The organism is Polaromonas sp. P1_G1 (genome assembly GCF_056405595.1).
Genome location: NZ_JBFUBU010000029.1, coordinates 1 through 19,694, shown reverse-complemented (window position 1 = coordinate 19,694; position 19,694 = coordinate 1). Strand labels below are relative to the sequence as shown.

Below are 19,694 nucleotides of genomic sequence, written 5' to 3'. Positions count from 1 at the left end.
CAAAAAAACATGCTCAAAAAAATTTGGCGATTGATCTTCACGGCTTCGTCGTATGCTGCCGTGTCTGGAGGGTGGAGGGCCTTACTTCGAACCGTAATATTGGTTATCAGACATGAAGGATTTGGGAGCTTTTTTTTCAAGCTCAATCGGCTGCTTGGTTTTCCCTCGCAGGTCGGCCGCAGCACCGAGCGTTCCAGGAGCGTGGACGTCCAGAGATTTAGTGCTGCGGAGGCAGCAAGCGTAGCGTCGGCACTGGCTTTTCAAAACCACATCAACCCTCGCGTCTCCATCATCGTCCCGGTCTTCAACCAATTCATACTGACGATCGAATGCCTGGCGGCAATCAACCGCCACCCTCAGGTGACATCATTTGAGTTGTTGCTGGTCGATGATGCGTCCACGGATGAAACACAGACCGTGCTCCCCTCCATTTCCGGATTGCGGTATTTGCGAAATGCCTCGAACCTCGGCTATCTGCATTCCTGCAACGCCGCGCTTCAGCTCGCTCGCGGGGATTATGTTTATTTTTTAAACAACGATACACAGGTTCAGAAGGAGTGGCTTGACCCCCTGGTGGCAAGGCTGGATGTAATGCCCAATATCGGCGTTGTCGGCTCCATGTTGCTTTTCCCCGATGGTCGACTGCAGGAGGCTGGTGCCAGACTCATCAAACCAGTTGATAAAGACCAGGGCGAATTGATTGGGGAGCTAATTGGCCTGGGATGCGCCGCCTCCGATCCTAGCTACCAGTTCGCACGCGAAGTTGAATACAGTTCTGGTGCCAGCTTGATGGCCAGGCGAGACCTGCTGACTGCGGTGGGTGGATTGGATACCAGATACGCACCGGCATATTTTGAAGATGCAGACTTGGCCTATACGGCCAGGCGGGCGGGATACCGTGTTTATTACGAACCACAATCGGAGGTGGTACATCATTTGAGTGCCTCAGTGAACAGAAATTCGGATCTCAAGAAAACCCTTGTCGCACGAAATGCAAAGGTGTTTTTGGAAAAGTGGGATAGCGAAATTACCTTGAACCGACGTATTCGCTCGATCGCCTTCTATCTACCCCAATACCATCCCACACCGGAGAATGATGAATGGTGGGGCAAAGGATTCACTGAATGGACGAACGTGACAAAAGCAACGCCCAACTTCACTGGTCACTATCAACCCCATGTACCGAGTGAACTTGGGTTCTATGATTTGCGCATCCCGGAGGTAAGAGGGCAGCAGGCCAGCCTTGCCAGGGAATATGGCGTCTCCGGATTTTGTTATTACTACTATTGGTTCAATGGAAAACGTTTATTAAGTCGTCCATTGGACGAAATTCTGGCTACAGGTCAGCCGGATTTTCCGTTCTGTCTTTGCTGGGCCAACGAAAACTGGACACGCACGTGGGATGGACAAGACAGTCATGTCTTGATCGCCCAGAATCACAGTTTGGAAGATGACATTGCCTTTATTCAGGGTTTATTCCCGGCCCTTAGGGATAGTCGTTATATCCGGATCGATGGGAAACCACTGATATTGGTATACAAAGTTGGTTTACTTCCCGATGCCGCCCAGACCGTGCGTGCATGGCGGGATCAAAGCCGGGTAGCGGGTATAGGTGAAATCTACTTGGCATATGTACACAACAATACGAACCCGCGCCTTAACGACGATCCAAAAACAATAGGTTTCGATGCCGCAGTTGAGTTTCCACCTTCTGGCAAGGGAGTGAGGAGCCCGGTCCCTCGTCGACTTCTGAACGTGAAGTTCCGTGGACTGTGTTACGACTACGTTGCCACAATGAAAAATTTCATGCTCGCGAGATGCCCTCCATACCTATTTTTCAGAGGGGTGATGCCATCCTGGGACAACACCGCCAGACGGCAGGACTCCGGACATATTTTTCTGGATAGCAGCCCAGAAGCATATGCTCACTGGCTTGAATCCGCCGCCGAGTGGACTGCACGCATGCATGTAGGCGATGAACGTCTCCTATTCATCAATGCGTGGAATGAGTGGGCCGAAGGAAATCACCTTGAGCCGGATAAAAAAAATGGACGTGCCTATTTGGAAGCCACGCGTACGGTCATGCAGAGATATAACCGATGAGGAAGATGAAAACTTCCACATTATGGCTGCGATCACTGTCGATACGGCTGTCTTACGAATGGCAGCGGCTTGGCGGTTCACGCGCTCTTGTCTTCAGGTTGGCTGCAATACGGCGCGCGGAGGGCTGGGCTGGAATTCAAAAAAGGCTGCTCCATTTGACGGCACGGGGCCCCAGATCTGCAACCGACGAAAATACGCATCCAGGAAAGACTGAAGAAAAACGAGCGGACACTGCACCTGAGGAAATTACAGCCCCGGGCGTGCTACTGATCGGGCATCCCCATGCGATTCTGGGCGTTGGCGAGAATCTTCGCGCCATATCGCTGGCTCTGGATTCGTCGGATATTCCATTCAAGATATGCAGCGCTTTCGGGCCCCACTCAAAAGCCAATGCCTTGCTACAAGATTTTTCATATCACGAGCAAGCTGCCACCCTAAATAGAAAACACAGCACGAATCTGTTTTGCCTCAATGCCAATGAGATGGACATGGCGCTCAGCTATCTCGGTTCTGAGATCTTCGACAAGTCCCACAACATAGCATGTTGGATGTGGGAACTCTCAGAATTTCCCGATAAGTGGATCGGTAATTTTCGTTATGTACAAGAAATCTGGGCTCAATCCCGCTTCGTACAGGAGGCAATTGCAAGAAAATCCTCGGTACCCGTCATCTGGATGCCGCAGGTGGTGGAGCCGGGAGCCGCCGACCCCGCGGTTGCACAAGCACTGGGGGTTCCGAAGGATGCATTTACTTTTCTATTTTTTTTCGACTTCACATCGCATGTAGCACGAAAGAACCCGAGGGCGGTCATTGATGCTTTCAACCTCGCCTTCAAAAACAGCGCCGATCATTCTGTTGCCTTGGTTGTGAAAATGAACGGCATGGACAAATGCCCCCATGAATACCGAACCTTCATAGACAGCGTACGCAACCAGGATAAGCGCATCATTTTTATTGATGAAGTTCTTAGCGACCGTGAAATCAAGGGACTGATTTGTGGCTGTGATGTCTTTGTTTCACTACATCGATCTGAGGGCTTTGGTCGAGGAATTGCAGAGGCAATGTATTACGGCAAGCCGACGATAGCAACGGGATATTCAGGCAACATGGATTTCACGAACTACTTTAATAGTTGTTTGGTTGATTACCACTTTGTGCCAGTCCGGAAAGGTGAGTACCCTTTTTGGAAGGGTCAATTTTGGGCCGAACCGGATATTCAACATGCAGCCCAATGGATGCACCGTCTCCATCAGGATCGGCAACTATGCCAATCTATTGGGGGACGCGCGGCGGAAAGCATTCGCGCGACGCACAGTGCGCATGCGGCAGGTATGCGCATGCGGGACAGACTTAATAAAATCAGCGCGGAAAAAATCTGAGCCGAATTCAAGAGAGTGTGATCTGAGAAATTTTCTCACTCTTGCCGGGAAGCTTTGAACGGCGATTTAAAAGTCAAAGGCTATTGCTCTTATCTGATAGCAGGCAATCCATGTTTGAACAGCATTTTTAACTTCCAGGGCAGCCAGTGGAATGGACGGAGAAAAGACGCAGTGCTACTGTTCCTCTTTTCCTGAATTTCATACCTTAAAGTCAGCAGCTTTTTTCGCACTCGCCACAACGCAGCTGGTATCGGGGCATATATTTCCCGCCACGGTCTGGGACTGCGTTTCAGCGCGGTCAGCACAACGCCTTCAATGCAAAGACTGCTTAGGTGCAAAGGCAATACGACAACTAACAGCCAAAAAGGGTAGCAAAGAATCATCACGAACGTCTTATTCCGTTCTGATAACGCCCGCCGTCTGTAGTTGGTGACCAAGCGTCCCGCCATCGCCTTGCCCCCACCAAAACTCCCTCCGACCCGGTGTCTATAGCCCGACTGTCCGAGCGCGCGGACAGGATAGCCCGCCAGTCGCGCCCGGCAACAAAGATATAGGTCTTCACCAATGCTGCCGAACCATTCCGGGAATCCACCGAGCTCCTGCCATAGGGCCCTCGGAATCCACAGGCAGGCGCCCATCACCATTCCAACCTCACTTTGGTCCCGATTTTGGTTTGGAATCGGATTGAGAAAAGGATCTAACAAACTACCGATATCTAATAATGCTCCGCTGTCGAAATCGTATTGGGCTAGGCTGAGAACCGCGGGCTGGTCAAGGCGAGTCGCCTCCGCGAGCAAGGTCAGCAAGGCATCCGGATAAAGCATCGCGTCGTTGTTGAGCAGCAGCAGGTACTCACCCTTGGCCTCGGCCGCCAAACGATTGTTGGCAACGCAAAAGCCCACATTGCTCTCGCTGACAATCAGCCTCGCCTCCGGGTAATGGTCTCTGATATAGGCTACAGAGTCGTCTGTGGATGCATCGTCATGGATCAGAATTTCGACTGTGATCTGGCCGTCCTGTACCAGCACTGACTGCAGGCAGTCGTCGATCATCCCCAAGCCGTTGTAGTTGGCAACACATACGGAAATCCGGGGGCGATTGTCATTCATGTCCGCTCAGCCAGTCCCAGGTCCGCGCTATGCCCTCCGTCAGACCCACTGCGGGTTGCCAAGCCAGCCGGGCATTGAGGCGTGAGCTGTCCAGCACCACGCTACGTACGTCAATACCCCTTCCTGGCCTGAAAACTGTCTGCATTTCCCTGCCACATTGCGCTTCGACAATGCCCCGAACCTGCTTGACACTGAAACCTACGCCGCTGCCAAGGTTGTACGTGCCTGAATCTTGCGGCAGGTTGACGAATCCCATGGTGGCATCAACGACGTCGTCGATGTAAATGAAGTCGCGAGTATTCTCGCCATCGCCCCAGATTTCCAGCGGCGTGCCGACATGGGCATGTTCAAGCACTGTACGCACAAGACCGAATCCGCTTTTCATCTTCTGACCTGGTCCATAGGCATTCGAGGGGCGGAGGATCGTAATGGAATGTCCTTCTATCCTGAGCGCGTTGCAAAAGGCCTCTTGCGAAGCTTTGCTGGCACCGTGATTGGAAAGCGGCGCGAGCGGGCTGTCTTCCGTTACAGGCAGGGCCTGGGGATTGCCATACACCGTCCCCCCGGAGGAAAAGAAGATCAGGTGCGTCTGCGGCTGGGCTTTCAACAGGTCCAGCAAACGCAAGGTCAAGGTGAGATTGCCGAGCTCCAGGCTGGGGCTGGCGGCGGACGCACCGGGTGTGGTGGAGCAGGCGAGATGCACAACCGTGCCGCACTGGGGCAGCACCTGTTCAAGCTGCGCTTCCTGCCCGCGACCGAGGATATGCACGGGCCTTTTCTCCCGCTGCAAGCGTCTGGCCAGGGCACCGCCGATAAAACCGGCACCGCCCAGAAGCAACACGCCATCGCGCCTCACGCGCCGCGCTCCAGAAGATCCCGGTAGGCCGCCGCATAGCGGCCTGCGCAATCGTCCCAGGTGCCTATCGACTCCCTGACCCAGCCGCGAGCCGCCTGTCCCGTCGCCTGGTTAAGCGCGGGATCCTCCAGCCAGTCCAGGCCCTGGCAAAACTCGTCGCGGCTGCCCGCGAGCCAACCGGTAATGCGATGTCGCACCATGTCGCGATGGGCCGGCAAGTCGGAGGCCAGAACCGGCAGGCCTGCGGCCATGGCCTCCAGCATCACCTGCGGCCGTCCCTCATCGTGGCGGCTCAGGGTGATCAGTCCGCAGGCCTGGGAGAACCAGTTTTCCAGCAGGTCCGCCGGATGCGTGGGGCCGTGGTAATGCACCCAGGAGGGAAGCTCAACTGTCTCCTGCATCGGTCCGAACAGGTGCAATTGCCGCGCATCTCCAAAAAGCCCTTCACCCCAGGCAAACAGGTCGCCGATCTTGTCGCGGGTCAACCGGGTCACTGCCAGCCAGTGCCGCGCATTGCCCGCCGGAGGCTGGCGCGCCACGTCAAACCAGGGGTCGTCAACCCCAAAGGCAATCGGGCGGATTTCGGCCAGGTCGCCAAAAGCCTGTTCCAGGGCCGGTCGCATCCACTCGGCATTGGGAGCCAGGATCACGCGGCGTTGCCGCAGCACGGCGCGCAACATGGCCTTCATGCCGGGCAGGCGTAACAGGCCAAAATCGCTTCCCAGCACGGTGATCAATGCCGGCGTCTTGGTGCCCCATAGGGGCAAGGCATTCTGGAGCCAGTTGACGTGAAAGACGTCGACCGGACGGCGGCGATAAGCGCAACCCAGCCGCACCAGCAAGCTCAGAATGGTCCCGACAGCCAGCGCCCGCCGGGTACGCAGCAGGTGCGCGATACCGCCTTGTTGCGACAAGCGTCCCAGCCACAACGCATCGGCCGGTGTCGTTGCGGCGCCCACATCGGCAGGCAGCACGCCCGGCGGCGCCCAAAGCGAAAGATGGACGTCATCGCGCCGCGCCAGCGCGCCCGCCTGGTTGGCAATGAAACGGCCGCGCCAGTCCAGAGGGCTTTCCGGATAGGAGGTGCTGCTCATCAAGATGTTCAAGCTCTTACTTTCTGGATGGCCAGGTATCAGTCAACATACATGGAGCGCGCGGCCTTGCCGGCAGGTTGCACCCGTCGCCATTGGGACTTTTCTTTGAGGCAATCGGCAGCCCATGCCGGGAGCTCCTTACTGCCTATGAACAGGATGCCTGCGTTCGGCATGTTGGCCCATTGTGCACAGTCCCCGCCCTCCGGGGAATAGGCCTTCGCGCCCGTCAAGTATCGGATATAGAGCGCGCGATAGTCGGTCAGTATGATTGTCGAGGCTTCGACGGGGCCTATGCTTTGCTTGATCGCGCGGCTGCTCGGCGAGGTATCGCGCAGTTCCCGGAAGCCCAGGCCGAACTCGGAGCGCCAGCGCGGAATGCCATCGGACGCATAGTTTGCGTGGACTCTGCCGGCTTGATCAAGACCGGCGTAGGCCAGCAAACCCAGCAGCAAGGCCATCAGTATTTTTTGGGTGTTCAGCGCACGATCCGAGAACGCGGAGCTCACCGCGGGCGCCATTGCAAGAAGGAGAAAAGGGAACACGACTCCCACCATGCGCAGGTCGAGATCGACCGTGGTCTGGATTCTCCTTGCATACAGGAGGAAGAGCAAGTAGCCCATCAGCCATACCATTGGAAGCCAGACTTCGGGGGGGCGCAGCCATCGCCCGCCGCCGCGGCGAAATGCCTTGTAAGCCACAAAAGCGGCCGCAATAAGAATCGGGATTTCCAGGTTCGCCCGCAGCACCATGCTGAACGCAAAGAAGGAATGCTCAAACAGGTCACCCATGGTCGCCAGGTCTTCCAGCCACCTGCCGGTTTTCGGCATCCCTCCGCGGGCTGATCCGGAGATATTTCCGGCGAGCTGCCAGTTGCGAAACCACAATGGCAGAGCCACCGCCGCGCCCAATAGCATCGCGCCGGACGAATGCAGCATACGCTTGCCCAAGGCTGAATTCGATGCCACGAGAGCCGAGAATCCCAGTACTGGAAGGAAGACCACACCGGCGTACCGGACCCAGTTGGTACTGCCCGCGAGGATGGCGGCGACCGCGAGCCAGATGAATTTTTCTCCGGACGTCCGATATTTCCACAAGGCAGCATAGGCCAGCAGCACCAGGGGCATGAACAGCGTCTCGCTCCACGCATGGCCGTAAACAATCATGTTGGTCGGCGTGAATGCGTTCACGGCCGCTATGACACCGGCCACCACGGGGTTGCCTGTGGTTCTCCAGCAAATCCAGAAGATGACCAGCGTGGTGAGCGCCAGCAACGTGGGGTTCACCAGCGAGGGCACATCGTCGACATTGCCATCTGCCAGGCCTAGGGCCGATGCCCACAACGCCGGATAGGCTGGGGGCCAGTTCAGCAAAGGTTGCAGTTCCGGCGCCTGTGCCGAGACGTTGCTCGACTGCATGGGGTGGCCAGCCGCGAATTGGAGCGCAGCATCCCGATACGTCAGGGAATCCATCGTGTAGGCAACCCGGCCACCGGTTGCGTAGTGCATCAACCCCAACGCAGCAACTAGTGCGATCACGGCCCATATCAGGGGCATCATCTTGCGTAAGATGGCGGGACTGCCAGTATCCGTGATCGAACTCAAGGGGATTTCCAAACGGGTGAGCGACGGGCGCTCCTTGGCCGTGCGTGCATGTTAATTGCCTTCCTGGTCGGTGGTATCGATATTCTTGTAATGCAGCGCGGAAATCTGCTCGGAAACGATACCGATCAGAAACGTGAAAATTGCAGAGATAAACAACAGCGCGCTCATATTCGTGAAACGGCCGGCAGTCAGATAGGTGTACAGGTAGTAGCCCAGGCCAGTCAGGAAGAAGCCCGCGCTGATCGGGAGGAAAAGTTTCTGCGGCGAAAAAAGCGTTCCTATCTTGATGATGATCAACAGGAACCGCAAGCCGTCGCGCAAGGGGTGAATATGACTGGCGCCATTCGCCCTGCGGGGTGAGTGGATGGGAACATAGGCCACACCGTAGCCGGCGCGGAAAAAGCTCATGGTGATGGTTGTTGGATACGAAAACCCGTTTGGCAACAGGTACAGGAACTGGCGGAAACGGGCTGCGTGAACCACCCTGAATCCCGAAGTCAGGTCGGCAATCGGCTGCATCACCATCCAGCTGGCAAACCGGCTGAAGATGTCATTGGCGGCGGCGCGATGAAGACCGGCTTGCGAGCCCGTCTGCCGTGCGCCTACCACCATGTCGTAACCCTGCCTGTATTTTTCGAGCAGAGCGGGAACATCTTCGGGCTTGTGCTGGCCGTCGCCGTCCATGAAGACAATCACCTCGCCCTGCGCCGCGCGTGCACCGGTTTTGATGGCCGCGCCGTTGCCTTTGGGGTAGGGATGCCTCAGGTGCGTGACACGGCACTCAAGGCATACGGCAGCCGTGTCGTCAGTCGACCCATCGTCGACAACAAGTATCTCGGCATCCGGCAGGAGCGCAACAAGCTGGGGCAAGATGGCGCGCAAATTTGCCGCTTCATTTCTGGCGGGGATGACAACAGAGATTTTGATTGTGTGGGTCATTGAAAGCCTGGGCGGTTCGCGTAACTGTCGTGTCACCTTATTTTGCTGCCAGCAGTTCGTTGATTGTTTGCCGTTCTTCTGCCGAAAAGCTTTCGTTTTGCAACTCAAGCAGCAGGCGCCGCGCCTGCTCCCGCTCCCCCGAAATGAACAGCAGCTGTGCCCATTTGAGGCGGTTGCTCGGATTGCCCGGGTTCAGCGCCAATGATCTTCCAAGGGCCGTGCGGGCTGCCGGACCATCGCGCTCGCGCAACCACAAGTAGTCTGCATGCCAGGAATGCAGGATGGACTGTACCCCAGGCGAGACATCGGGATTGGCAAGAGCGGCCGCGAACAAGCCGTCAACTTCGGCCCTGCCCAGGCATGCCGTACCCGCAATGGCCATTGCCTTGAGACTGTAGAGCACGCCGCTGTCGCCCGGTGCAAAGCGTGTTTCACGCAAGCGCCGAGACAGTTCGTCGATCTCGGCTCGTTCCACTACATTTTTGGCCTTGCAGTCCAGCTGGATCAAACCCAGCAAGCTCATCTTGAAATTGGGATCGACTTCAGCGGCTGCCGTATAGTGCCCATGGGCGAGAGCGTAGATTCGCGAGTCCGGCAAGGTCGCGTCCGGCAGGTCGGACAGGGCGAGCCCCGCTTCATGCCGGGAGCGGGCCGAGGCCGGGTGGTGCAGGGCTTCGATCTGGGTACGCCGCAGCGCATCGCCGAACTGGTTCGCGCGAAGCCCCGTGACAAAGGAAGAGTACCCCAGAGCGATCGCCGCAAGCAGGAGGCCCGCCGTTCTGTGCTGCCTCGGGCCCTCCAGTGCGCGAACCAGTGCCCATGCGGCGACCAGCAAGACACCCAACAGAGGAAGGTAGTTGCGATGCTCATGGGCAAGTTCCAGCGGCAGCACGGTGGATTCCAGGCTGTGCCCAACCAGGAACCATGCAATCCCGAAGGCCGCGAGTGGCGCGCTTTTACGGACCCTCCAAGCCAGCCAGGCCAGGCTGACCAGTCCGAGCAGCGCCGGCAAAGTCGTCCATGGCGAGAACAGGCCCGTGGAAACGGCGATATCGTCGTGGTACAGGCCAAACGACCCTATCCGCGGTGCAACCATCAGGCCGAGATAGAACCACAGTATCCGCCCCTCCGACAGCAGTCGCTCAAGAAGCGAGAACGGGCGAAGATCGTAGCCGGCCCACAACCATTGCGCGCGCGCCAGCAGCACATATAYGGCCACCCCCGCCAGCAGAAGCCCGGTCAAGGCAATAAAGCCAAGGGCAAAACGATCCAGCCTGCCAAAGGAGGCTTTGCGCAGAGTCACCTCCCAGGCGAGCACAAACAGAGGCAAAAGTACGCCTGTTTCCTTGCTGAGAAAAGACAGCGGCCAGAAAATCGCCCACGCCAACAGGATCCAGGCGGCACCGGTCTGGCCACCTCGTTCCCGTCCGCATATATGAAGCAGCAGGGCGGCGAGAAGAAAAAAAGCGGACAAACTCGTCATGCGCTGCACCACGAGCAGAACAGGAAGAAGCTGGATAGGCTGCAGCAGCCACAAGGCAGCCACCGCGCCGGATGCGATCAGCGTGTTACTTTGTTTCGCCACGGACGTGGCGGTGGTCAGGATGCGGTGCGCCAGGCAAAACACCAGGAAACCACAAGCCAGGTGGATCGCAAGATTGGTCGCCTTGAACACAAGCGGATTGAAGCCGCTGAAATAATAATTGAGCGCAAAACTCAGTTGGGCTACCGGACGCCCGGAAGGGCCCGCGCCGCCGCTCAGGAGCGCTTGATGAATCGACTCCAGCGAAAGGTTTTCCAGGCGCACGCCTTGCGCAAAGAGGATGCTGGGTCCGTCATCGAAAAAGAAGCCTCCTTGCAAACCTGGCCAATAAACGGCCACAAGAACTGAACTGACGACGAGTGCAGCCAGCGCAATGATGTGCGAAGTTCGCATGAAAATGGAGAGCGTAGAGGCAAAGAAAAAAGCCCCTTGGCGAAAGGCCAAGGGGCTTTTTTGACAATTCAATCGATCAGAAGTCTTTGCAAGAACTTGGCAGGTACTTGGCTTCAACAGGGCTGGTGCCACCACCGCAGCTCCACTTCACCTGGCCGGTACTCGTGTCTGTAACCGTGCCACGCAGCACCACCGTTTTGCCGGAAGCACCGGTAGGCAGGCCAGAGGTGCTGGTGGTCGTCACGATGATGTCACCCTGGGTGGCACTTGCACCGCTATAGGTCACGGAAGCCACATACTTCGAACTTTGATTCTGCACACCCATCGAAAGCGCCGTCAGCGTCATGGTGTTCTTCTGTGCGTAGGTTTCCGCGACAGCCGTACGGCCAGAGGAACCAGCCAGGATCACTTCAGACATTTTGGCGCGAACCATGTAGTCCTGGTAAGCAGGCAAAGCCACGGCGGCCAGAATACCGATGATCGCGACAACGATCATCAATTCGATCAGGGTAAAACCCTGCTGGAGGGAACGTTTCATGAAAAACTCCTTAGATGAAAAGCAATAAAAACCAAAAAGGCCCTAAAACTCAGCAGTTTTCATGCCAGTACCGGGCCCCCTCTTGAACACCTGTTCCTGCCGTGGAGATCGCTGGGAAAACAGGGTTTTTGACGCAGATTTTGTCACCTTGAATTTTCGACGTGACACTTTTGTCATGCCAAAATGGGCAGCTCCGAGCCTCTATCCAACCCGCTGAATCACCCAACGCGTCATCTCGTCCGCGTAGTCTGCTGAAATGCCGGCATCGAGAAGCGCCCACTTGAAAACGTTTCCAAGCTGGGCTTTCTTGTAGGTGTTCAATTTATGCTGTGCTTTGAATTGAACAATCTGCACCGCCATTTTTTCCAGGGTGTAATCGACCTTCTGGGCAAATTCCTTGTCCTTCTTTTCCGCTACCTTGGGAATTTTTTCCAGGAAAAACTGCGCAAGAGACGCGCCGAATTTTTTTGCCTCGCCGGCGTCAAACCAAGCCAATGCCATATCGATCCCTGATAGTGTTGCTCGTGCGCTGATTATAGAATCAGCAACGTTTCGCACCAAAGACCAAGCGCTGACGCTCTAGCCGACGCTTGATTCACGCAATCCCGGCCAACGCCAGTGGCCTACAGAGTCAGCGAACCATGGGCCTTTTTGATCGATTCGCGCAACGCGCAAGCACCTCCTCGAGATCCATCGGCGACGCGGCTTCAGATTCCGCCCTGGATGCCGGGCAATGGCTGGACAAAGGCATGCTGCTTGAACAACAAGGCCAAGTGGACGAAGCTTTAAGCTGTTATGAATCAGCTATTGGCTTGGCGCCGACGCTCGCGCGGGCCCATTTCAACCGCGGCAACATCCTGCTGGATCGTGGCGACACTCAGAGTGCACTGGGCGCCTATCTGGAGGCCATCAAGCACAAACCGGATTCAGCCGCTGCGCATTTCAACATAGGCAACGCCCATCTACGCCTTGGGGCCGCCGATGCCGCCGTCGCGGCCTACCGGCAGGCCGTGTCACTCAAGCCTGATTTTGCGGATGCCCACGCCGCGCTTGAGTTGGCGCTTGAGCTTGAGTCCGATCAAGCCGGGGCCTATTTCCGTCAAGGCCTCGCCGAGCAGGATCTTGAGCAGTTTGATCGTGCAAAAGCGCTCTATCGCCAGGCCTTGGCCATCAAAACCGATCACATAGCAGCCTGCAACAACCTCGGCGGCATCCTGCTGCGCGAGGGAAAAGCCGAGATGGCCGCACCATATTTCCAGCGAGCTGCCGAGGCGGATCCCACCAACGCGGCAACGCAGATGAACCTCGGTGATGCCCTGAAGGCCCTTGGCCAGATTGAGGAAGCGATTGCCAGTTACCGCCGGTCGGTGGAAGCCGAGCCCGACAATGCGGCGGCACTGGTTCGACTCGGCAATACGCAGGGAGACCATGGCCTGCACAGGGAGGCTATCGCCAGCTACCGCCGCGCCTTGGAAATCGAGCCCGACAATCCCGAGGCCAACCTGAACCAGGGTAGCGCCTTGCTGGAACTCGGGCAACTTGATCCTGCGGAAAAGTGCTTCCGTCGCACCCTTGAGATCGAACCTGGTTCGGCGGAGGCACACAATAACCTGGGCCTCGTCATGAAGAGGCGGCAGAACATGGACGCCGCCTTGGTTTGTTTTGAAAAAGCCCTGTCCCTTCGCCCCGAGTTCGCGGAAGTGTATGTGAACATGGGCAGCGTGCTGCAGGCCCTCGAGCAAACTGAAGCCGCGGCACAAAGTTATCGGCGGGCGTTGGACATCGCCCCCGGCTCCGCCATCGCGCACTCCAACTACGGTAGCGTATTGGAGCAACTCGACAAACTCGACCTAGCCGAGGCAAGTTTTTTTCGGGCACTGGAAATCGACCCGGAGTATGTTCAAGCCCACAACAATCTCGGCCTTCTTTTCAGTCACACCAACAGGCTCGCCGAATCCATCGCGATCTTTGAGCGTGCCATCAAGATCAAGCCCGATTACGCTGACGCCTACGCGAATCTCGGCAGCGTCCTCAAAGATGCCGGACGCATTGCGGAGGCATCGGAAGCCCTGCGCCGGGCGCTTGAAATTGACCCGAAAAGCTTCCTGGCGCACCACAACCTGCTGTTCATCCATAACTACGTGGCCGACCTGCCGGGGAAAGAGCTGTTAGCGGACGCGGAGCGATTTGGGGAGGTCGCCGCGCGTTTGGCGAATCCCTCCATGCATTGGAACAATTCACCAGCCCCTGACCGGGCGTTGCGAGTGGGATTTGTATCCGGCGACCTCAGCGCCCATCCGGTGGGATTTTTTTTGGAGAGCGTACTGTCGGCACTTTCCTCCAAGCCCACCCCCAACCTGGAGTTGTTTGCCTACCCGACCCGCACCTGTGATGACGAGACCAGTGCAAGGCTGCGCGCATGCTGCAAGGGCTGGCACTCGGCGATTGGGCTTTCCGATGAAGCGTTGGCCCAACGCATCAGAGCTGATGGCATCGATATCCTGATTGATCTCTCCGGACACACCGGGAGCAACCGGCTCCCCATGTTCGCCTGGAAGCCAGCCCCTGTCCAGGTGAGCTGGCTCGGCTATTTCGCGACGACCGGCCTGGCTGCCATTGACTACTTCATCGCCGACCCGTGGACGCTTCCGCCGGACCAGGAGGCCCATTTCAGCGAGCAGATCTGGCGCCTGCCGGAAACCCGCCTGTGCTTTACGCCGCCGGGCGCCAATGTGGCCGTCGGTCCTTTGCCCGCGCTGGCAAATGGCTACATTACCTTTGGATGTTTCAACAACCTGAGCAAGATGAACGATGCCGTGGTGGCATTGTGGGCTGAGGTCTTGAACGCGGTCCCGGACAGTCGCCTGTTTCTCAAGTACCAGCAACTTGGGGAGGCATCCGTGCGGCAACACACGCATGAACGCTTTGCCGCTCACGGCATCCAATCGGAAAGACTGATTTTTGAAAATTACGGCCCCAGGTCAAACTACCTGGCGGCCTACCAAAGGGTTGACATCGGTCTTGATCCTTTCCCTTTCCCCGGTGGAACCACCACGGCCGAAGCCTTGTGGATGGGTGTGCCCGTGCTAACGCTGGCCGGTGAGCGCTTTCTGTCGCGGCAAGGCGTGGGCCTGCTGATGAACGCCGGCCTGCCCGACTGGATCGCAAGCGACCCCGATGACTACCTTGCGCGCGCGGTAGCACATGCCGGCGACCTGCAGCGGCTGGCCGCGGTACGGGGCGGCTTGCGGCAAAAGGTCCTTGATTCGCCCATCTTTGACGCACCCCGCTTTGCGAGCCATTTCGAGGCGGCATTGCGCGGCATGTGGAGCATCTGGTGTAAACGGGATCTCCGCCCGCCATTGCCCGAGTAGGCCGGCAAATGGGAATGTTTGACCGCTTCCTTAAAGTGAAGCCCGACCCCGCCGGCGGCAAGGGCACCCCGGCGCCGGCCATGCTGGACGATGCCGGCCATATTCTTGAGGAAGGCATTGCGCTTGAGGAGCGCGGGCAACCAGAAGAGGCCTTAAAGCGCTACGAAGCGGCGATTCAACTCAGGCCCGAACTGGCGCGTGCCCATTTCAACCGCGGCAACCTGTTGCTCGACAAGGGCGAGGCGGCAGGTGCGCTGGAAGCTTATCGGCAAGCCGTGAGGTACAAACCCGACTCGGCCGCGGCCCACTACAACATGGGCAATGCACACCTGCGTTTGGGAAACACCCGCGAAGCGATCACAGCCTGCCGCGAAGCCATACGCCTGAAACCCGACTTTGCGGATGCGCACATCAGCCTGGGGATGGCGCTCGCAAAGCTGGGTGAACATCGCGACGCGATCGGCAGCTACAGGCGCGCCGCAGAGCTCAGGCCGGACTCAGCGGAGCTGCACCACACGCTGGGCCGGGTCCTGATGGAAAGCGAACGGGCCCCAGAAGCAATCGCCTGCTTTGACACCGCCTTGGTCCTCAAACCCGACCTCGCACAAGCGCATCAGAGCCGGGGCATCGCCCTTCAGGACCTTGGGCGGCCCGATGAGGCCGTTTCCAGCTATCGGCGCGCCCTGGCACTCGATCCCGGGCTGGTCGAAGCGCATAGCAATCTCGGAAGTGCCTTGAAGGAACTCGGCGACCTGGACGAAGCCATCGCGTGCTATGGCCGGGCCCTTGGTATCAACCCCGGGTTGGCCGAGGTTCATCACAACCGTGGCTTGGCCCTCCAGGAGCAGGGAAAGCTTGACCAGGCGGTGGAAAGCTACCGGAAGGCACTGGAGGTTCAGCCCGACTATGCATCGGCCCGCAACAGTATGGGTGCCGCGCTGGGCCAGCTCGGACACTATGAGAAAGCGCTGGAACATTTCCACCGCGCTATAACGAGCGAGCCAGACAACGCCGATGGGCATCTTAATCTGGGCATCACATTGGCAACGATCAGCCAGCCTGATGAGGCTATCGCGAGTTTTCAGCGTTCCCTGGCCATACGCCCCGACAACGTGGACGCTTACGTTGGGCTAAGCAACGCCTTGAAAGACCTTGGCCGGTTCGAAGCAGCGTTGGACAACGTACGCCGGGCGCTTGAATTGGACCCCGACTGCGCCCTGGCGCACAACAACCTGCTCTTCATTCACAACTACGTGACGGATCAACCCGCCGCGCTGTTGCTCGCAGATGCCCAGCGCTTCGGCGCTATGGCGGCGCGGTTGGCGCATTCCTATACGGAATGGCCAAACTCGACCGACCCCGGGCGATGCCTGCGCGTAGGCTTTGTGTCCGGTGACCTGCGTAACCACCCGGTGGGCTATTTTCTGGAAAGCGTGCTGGCGGCCCTTTCCTCACAGGCTTCGGGACGATTGGCGCTGTTCGCCTATTCCAACCACAACGGCCGCGACGACGAGACCAGCAGACGCCTGCACGCCCACTGCGAAGGCTGGCATTGCACCGCGCACATGTCAGATAAGGCCTTGGCTCAGCGCATACGGGATGACGGCATCGATATCCTGATAGATCTTTCGGGGCACACGGCACAAAACCGGCTACCCATGTTTGCCTGGAAACCGGCGCCCATCCAGGCAAGCTGGCTCGGCTACTTCGCCACGACGGGGGTGGCCGCCATTGACTATTTCATCGCCGATCCCTGGACGCTTCCAGCGGACCAGGAAGCTCATTTCAGCGAGCACATCTGGCGCCTGCCGGAAACCCGCCTTTGTTTTACACCACCGGACACCGACGTGGCCGCCGGTCCGCTGCCGGCGCTGGCAAACGGCTTTGTCACCTTTGGATGTTTCAACAATCTGAGCAAGATGAACGACGCCGTGGTGGCGCTTTGGGCTCAGGTGCTCAATGCGGTGCCGGATAGCCGCCTGTTTCTCAAATACAAGCAGCTTGGAGAAGCATCGACCAGGCAAAACACTTGTGATCGCTTCGCCGTTCACGGCATCAACCCCGAACGGCTGATCTTTGAGGCTTACGTTCACCGGGCCAACTACCTGGCGTCCTACCAGCGGGTGGACATCGGCCTGGATCCCTTCCCTTTTCCGGGCGGCACGACCACCGTGGAAGCCTTGTGGATGGGGGTGCCGGTGCTGACGCTGGCGGGAGAGCGGTTTTTGTCGCGCCAGGGCGTCGGCCTGCTGATGAACGCCGGACTGCCCGAGTGGGTYGCGAAAGATCCCGGCGACTATGTCGCCCGTGCGGTCTCGCATGCCGGTGACTTGCAGGGCCTGGCCAGGCTGCGCGCTGATTTGCGGCAGCAGRTGCTGGCCTCGCCCATTTTCGACGCACCACGCTTTGCCGGYCATTTCGAGGCTGCCCTGCGCGGCATGTGGCAATTGTGGTGTGAGCAAAACCCCATGCCCGCCACGGCAGGCTAAAGAGGCCGGCAATGGGAATATTTGACAGACTTGTGCGAGTGGCGCGCCCTGCCGCAAAAGCAGATGGGCATGCCGTGCCGGATCCGGGTTTGAGCGCCGATGATCTGCTTGCACAGGGCCTGGAACTTGAACAGCAGGGGCGGCCGGAAGAGGCSTTGCAGCGCTATGACCAAGCGATTGCCCTGGCGCCCGACTTTGCCCGGGCGCACTTCAACCGCGGCACCATGCTGCTTGACCGTGGCGATGCACAGGATGCACTGGAGGCGTTTGCCAAGGCCTTGCAGTACAAACCGGACTCGGCCGGCGCTCACTTCAACATCGGATCCGCTCACGCACGGCTGGCTCAGCATGAGGCGGCCGCGCAAGCCTACCGCCAGGCGCTGGCATTCAAGCCGGATTTCGTGGAGGCGGAAATCGCCTTGGGGGCGGCCCTGGAAGAACTGGGACAGGCTGAAGCAGCCCTGGAGAGCTATCGCCGCGCCTTGACKATCAGGACGGACCATGCCCAGGCCCATGAAAAGCGGGTTGACCTCCTGAAACGGCTTGAGCGCACCGATGAACTGGCTATCGCTTACCGCCAGATGCTGGAACTCGATCCCGACAATGTGGACTGGCTCAACAATCTCGGAGCCGTTCAGAGAAAACAAGGACGGTTCAAGGATGCGGCCGCCAGTTTTCGTCGGGCGCTGTTGGCCGCCCCGGATGATGCCTTGGCACACAACAACCTGGGCGCCACCTTGCGTTCGCTCGGGCAAATGACGGATGCGGCGGAAAGTTATCGGCGGGCACTGGAGATCCAGCCGAACTTCATCGAGGTTCACCACAACCTGGGAAACCTTCTCACAGACATGGGGCAGGGCGAACTCGCTGTGTCGAGCTACCGTCAAGCGCTTGCGATCAATCCTGATTTCGCCGAGTCGATCACCGCCATGGGGGTTATTTTTCAACTGCAGGGGCGATTTGACGAAGCAATCGCCTGTCATCAACGGGCTCTGGCGATCAAGCCCGACAACGCGGACATCCACCGCAATCTGGGAAATACCCTGCAGAATCTCGGGCAGCTTGAAAGCTCTCTTGAGAGCACACGCCGCGCACTGGAACTCAAGCCTGATTTCAGCGATGCCTACAACAATCTGCTTTTCGCGCACAACTACCTGGCCAATCAGCCCGTGTCGGATTTGCTGGCCGAGGCCAGGCGTTTTGGCGACATGGTTGCCCGCTCCGCCCATCGGCAACTTGTCTGGGCCAATACCCCCGACCCCAAGCGCACGCTGCGCGTAGGCTTGGTATCGGGGGATCTCTGCGGTCATCCTGTCGGCCGCTTTCTGGATGGTGTTGTCGCGGCCCTGGCATCTACTGCCTTGGGCCTGGAACTGTTCGCATACCCCACACGCATCTGCGATGACGCGCTCAGCCAAAGGATCAAGGCCGGCTGCAGGGCGTGGCATCCAGTCGTGGGACTGTCCGACGAGCATGCGGCTGAGCAGATACGCAACGATGAGATTGATATCCTGATCGATCTTTCGGGGCATACCGCCTACAACCGCTTGCCCTTGTTTGCCTGGAAACCCGCGCCCGTGCAATTGTCCTGGTTGGGCTATTTCGCGACCACTGGCGTGTCTGCAATGGACTACCTTCTCGCCGACCCCTGGACGCTGCCGGCAAGCGAGGAGATTAATTTTACGGAGAAGATCTGGCGCCTGCCGGAAACCCGCCTTTGCTTCACACCGCTGGACACCGACCTAGCCGCCGGCCCGCTGCCGGCGCTGGCAAACGGCTTTGTCACCTTCGGCTGCTTCAATAACCTGACCAAGATGAACGATGCGGTAGTGGCGCTGTGGGCGCGAGCGCTGAACGCCGTACCGGCGAGCCGCCTGTTTCTCAAAGGCCGGCAGATCCGGGAGCTTCCAGGGCAGCGCAAGGTCATTGATCGCTTCGCCGTACACGGAATCGCGGCCGATCGGCTGATTCTGGAAGACTATGGTTCACGCGAGAGCTATCTGGCGGCTTATCAACGGGTAGACATTGCCCTTGACCCCTTTCCCTACCCGGGTGGTGCGACCACCGTGGAAGCCTTGTGGATGGGTGTGCCGGTGCTGACGCTGGCGGGCGAGCGGTTTTTGTCGCGGCAGGGCGTCGGCCTGCTGATGAACGCCGGACTGCCCGAGTGGGTTGCGAAAGATCCCGGCGACTATGTCGCCCGTGCGGTCTCGCATGCCGGTGACTTGCAGGGCCTGGCCAGGCTGCGCGCTGATTTGCGGCAGCAGGTGCTGGCC

At 58.4% G+C, this 19,694-nt stretch carries 13 protein-coding genes; 5 read left to right on the top strand and 8 right to left on the bottom strand.

Annotated elements, in window-relative coordinates; translation table 11 throughout:
• Positions 1 to 9: 9 nt before the first annotated feature.
• Complete coding sequence (locus tag AC1D1Y_RS15895; RefSeq protein ID WP_477683167.1) at positions 10 to 2,103, top strand: glycoside hydrolase family 99-like domain-containing protein; 2,094 nt, start codon at positions 10 to 12, stop codon at positions 2,101 to 2,103.
• Between the two features lie 5 nt (positions 2,104 to 2,108).
• A complete protein-coding gene (locus AC1D1Y_RS15890; RefSeq protein WP_477683166.1) occupies positions 2,109 to 3,482 on the top strand; it encodes a glycosyltransferase in 1,374 nt (457 codons plus the stop codon).
• An 89-nt stretch (positions 3,483 to 3,571) separates the two neighbouring features.
• On the opposite strand, the gene AC1D1Y_RS15885 is transcribed toward AC1D1Y_RS15890, so the two are convergent.
• From AC1D1Y_RS15885 to AC1D1Y_RS15850, 8 genes are all read right to left on the bottom strand, one after another.
• The gene (locus AC1D1Y_RS15885) at positions 3,572 to 4,591 is read right to left on the bottom strand and encodes a glycosyltransferase family 2 protein (protein WP_477683165.1); all 1,020 of its coding nucleotides are present in this window, start codon (positions 4,589 to 4,591) and stop codon (positions 3,572 to 3,574) included.
• Positions 4,584 to 5,447: an NAD-dependent epimerase/dehydratase family protein gene (locus AC1D1Y_RS15880; protein WP_477683164.1), complete on the bottom strand. Its 864-nt coding sequence runs from the start codon at positions 5,445 to 5,447 to the stop codon at positions 4,584 to 4,586. Before AC1D1Y_RS15880 ends, AC1D1Y_RS15885 begins: the two co-directional genes overlap by 8 nt.
• Entirely contained in the window at positions 5,444 to 6,541 is a 1,098-nt protein-coding gene (locus AC1D1Y_RS15875) for a glycosyltransferase family 4 protein (protein WP_477683163.1), read from the bottom strand. The genes AC1D1Y_RS15880 and AC1D1Y_RS15875 overlap by 4 nt, the downstream gene beginning before the upstream one ends.
• 38 nt (positions 6,542 to 6,579) lie before the next feature.
• The gene (locus AC1D1Y_RS15870) at positions 6,580 to 8,142 is read right to left on the bottom strand and encodes a hypothetical protein (protein WP_477683162.1); all 1,563 of its coding nucleotides are present in this window, start codon (positions 8,140 to 8,142) and stop codon (positions 6,580 to 6,582) included.
• Positions 8,143 to 8,193: 51 nt separating this feature from the next.
• Entirely contained in the window at positions 8,194 to 9,081 is an 888-nt protein-coding gene (locus tag AC1D1Y_RS15865; RefSeq protein WP_477683161.1) for a glycosyltransferase family 2 protein, read from the bottom strand.
• Positions 9,082 to 9,118: 37 nt separating this feature from the next.
• Positions 9,119 to 11,068, bottom strand: coding sequence for a tetratricopeptide repeat protein (locus tag AC1D1Y_RS15860; protein WP_477683160.1), 1,950 nt, complete (start codon positions 11,066 to 11,068; stop codon positions 9,119 to 9,121).
• A gap of 25 nt (positions 11,069 to 11,093) precedes the next feature.
• The gene (locus AC1D1Y_RS15855) at positions 11,094 to 11,555 is read right to left on the bottom strand and encodes a pilin (RefSeq protein WP_477683159.1); all 462 of its coding nucleotides are present in this window, start codon (positions 11,553 to 11,555) and stop codon (positions 11,094 to 11,096) included.
• Positions 11,556 to 11,756: 201 nt separating this feature from the next.
• Positions 11,757 to 12,056, bottom strand: a complete 300-nt coding sequence (locus AC1D1Y_RS15850) for a hypothetical protein (RefSeq protein WP_477683158.1) — start codon at positions 12,054 to 12,056, stop codon at positions 11,757 to 11,759.
• Positions 12,057 to 12,196: 140 nt separating this feature from the next.
• Between AC1D1Y_RS15850 and AC1D1Y_RS15845 the strand changes: the two genes are divergently transcribed.
• The 3 genes from AC1D1Y_RS15845 to AC1D1Y_RS15835 form a co-directional block, all read left to right on the top strand.
• The gene (locus AC1D1Y_RS15845; protein ID WP_477683157.1) at positions 12,197 to 14,929 is read left to right on the top strand and encodes a tetratricopeptide repeat protein; all 2,733 of its coding nucleotides are present in this window, start codon (positions 12,197 to 12,199) and stop codon (positions 14,927 to 14,929) included.
• Between the two features lie 14 nt (positions 14,930 to 14,943).
• Positions 14,944 to 17,418: a tetratricopeptide repeat protein gene (locus tag AC1D1Y_RS15840; protein WP_477683156.1), complete on the top strand. Its 2,475-nt coding sequence runs from the start codon at positions 14,944 to 14,946 to the stop codon at positions 17,416 to 17,418.
• Between the two features lie 11 nt (positions 17,419 to 17,429).
• Positions 17,430 to 19,694: tetratricopeptide repeat protein (locus tag AC1D1Y_RS15835; protein WP_477683155.1), on the top strand; the 2,265-nt coding region annotated here is incomplete at its 3' end.

Excerpts from the sequence above, each read along its gene's own strand:
- AC1D1Y_RS15885 (WP_477683165.1), bottom strand. The coding sequence starts at position 4,591 with ATGAATGACAATCGCCCCCGGATTTCCGTATGTGTTGCCAACTACAAC.
- AC1D1Y_RS15895 (WP_477683167.1), top strand. The coding sequence starts at position 10 with ATGCTCAAAAAAATTTGGCGATTGATCTTCACGGCTTCGTCGTATGCT.
- AC1D1Y_RS15845 (WP_477683157.1), top strand. The coding sequence starts at position 12,197 with ATGGGCCTTTTTGATCGATTCGCGCAACGCGCAAGCACCTCCTCGAGA.
- AC1D1Y_RS15865 (WP_477683161.1), bottom strand. The coding sequence starts at position 9,081 with ATGACCCACACAATCAAAATCTCTGTTGTCATCCCCGCCAGAAATGAA.
- AC1D1Y_RS15855 (WP_477683159.1), bottom strand. The coding sequence starts at position 11,555 with ATGAAACGTTCCCTCCAGCAGGGTTTTACCCTGATCGAATTGATGATC.
- AC1D1Y_RS15850 (WP_477683158.1), bottom strand. The coding sequence starts at position 12,056 with ATGGCATTGGCTTGGTTTGACGCCGGCGAGGCAAAAAAATTCGGCGCG.
- AC1D1Y_RS15890 (WP_477683166.1), top strand. The coding sequence starts at position 2,109 with ATGAAAACTTCCACATTATGGCTGCGATCACTGTCGATACGGCTGTCT.
- AC1D1Y_RS15875 (WP_477683163.1), bottom strand. The coding sequence starts at position 6,541 with ATGAGCAGCACCTCCTATCCGGAAAGCCCTCTGGACTGGCGCGGCCGT.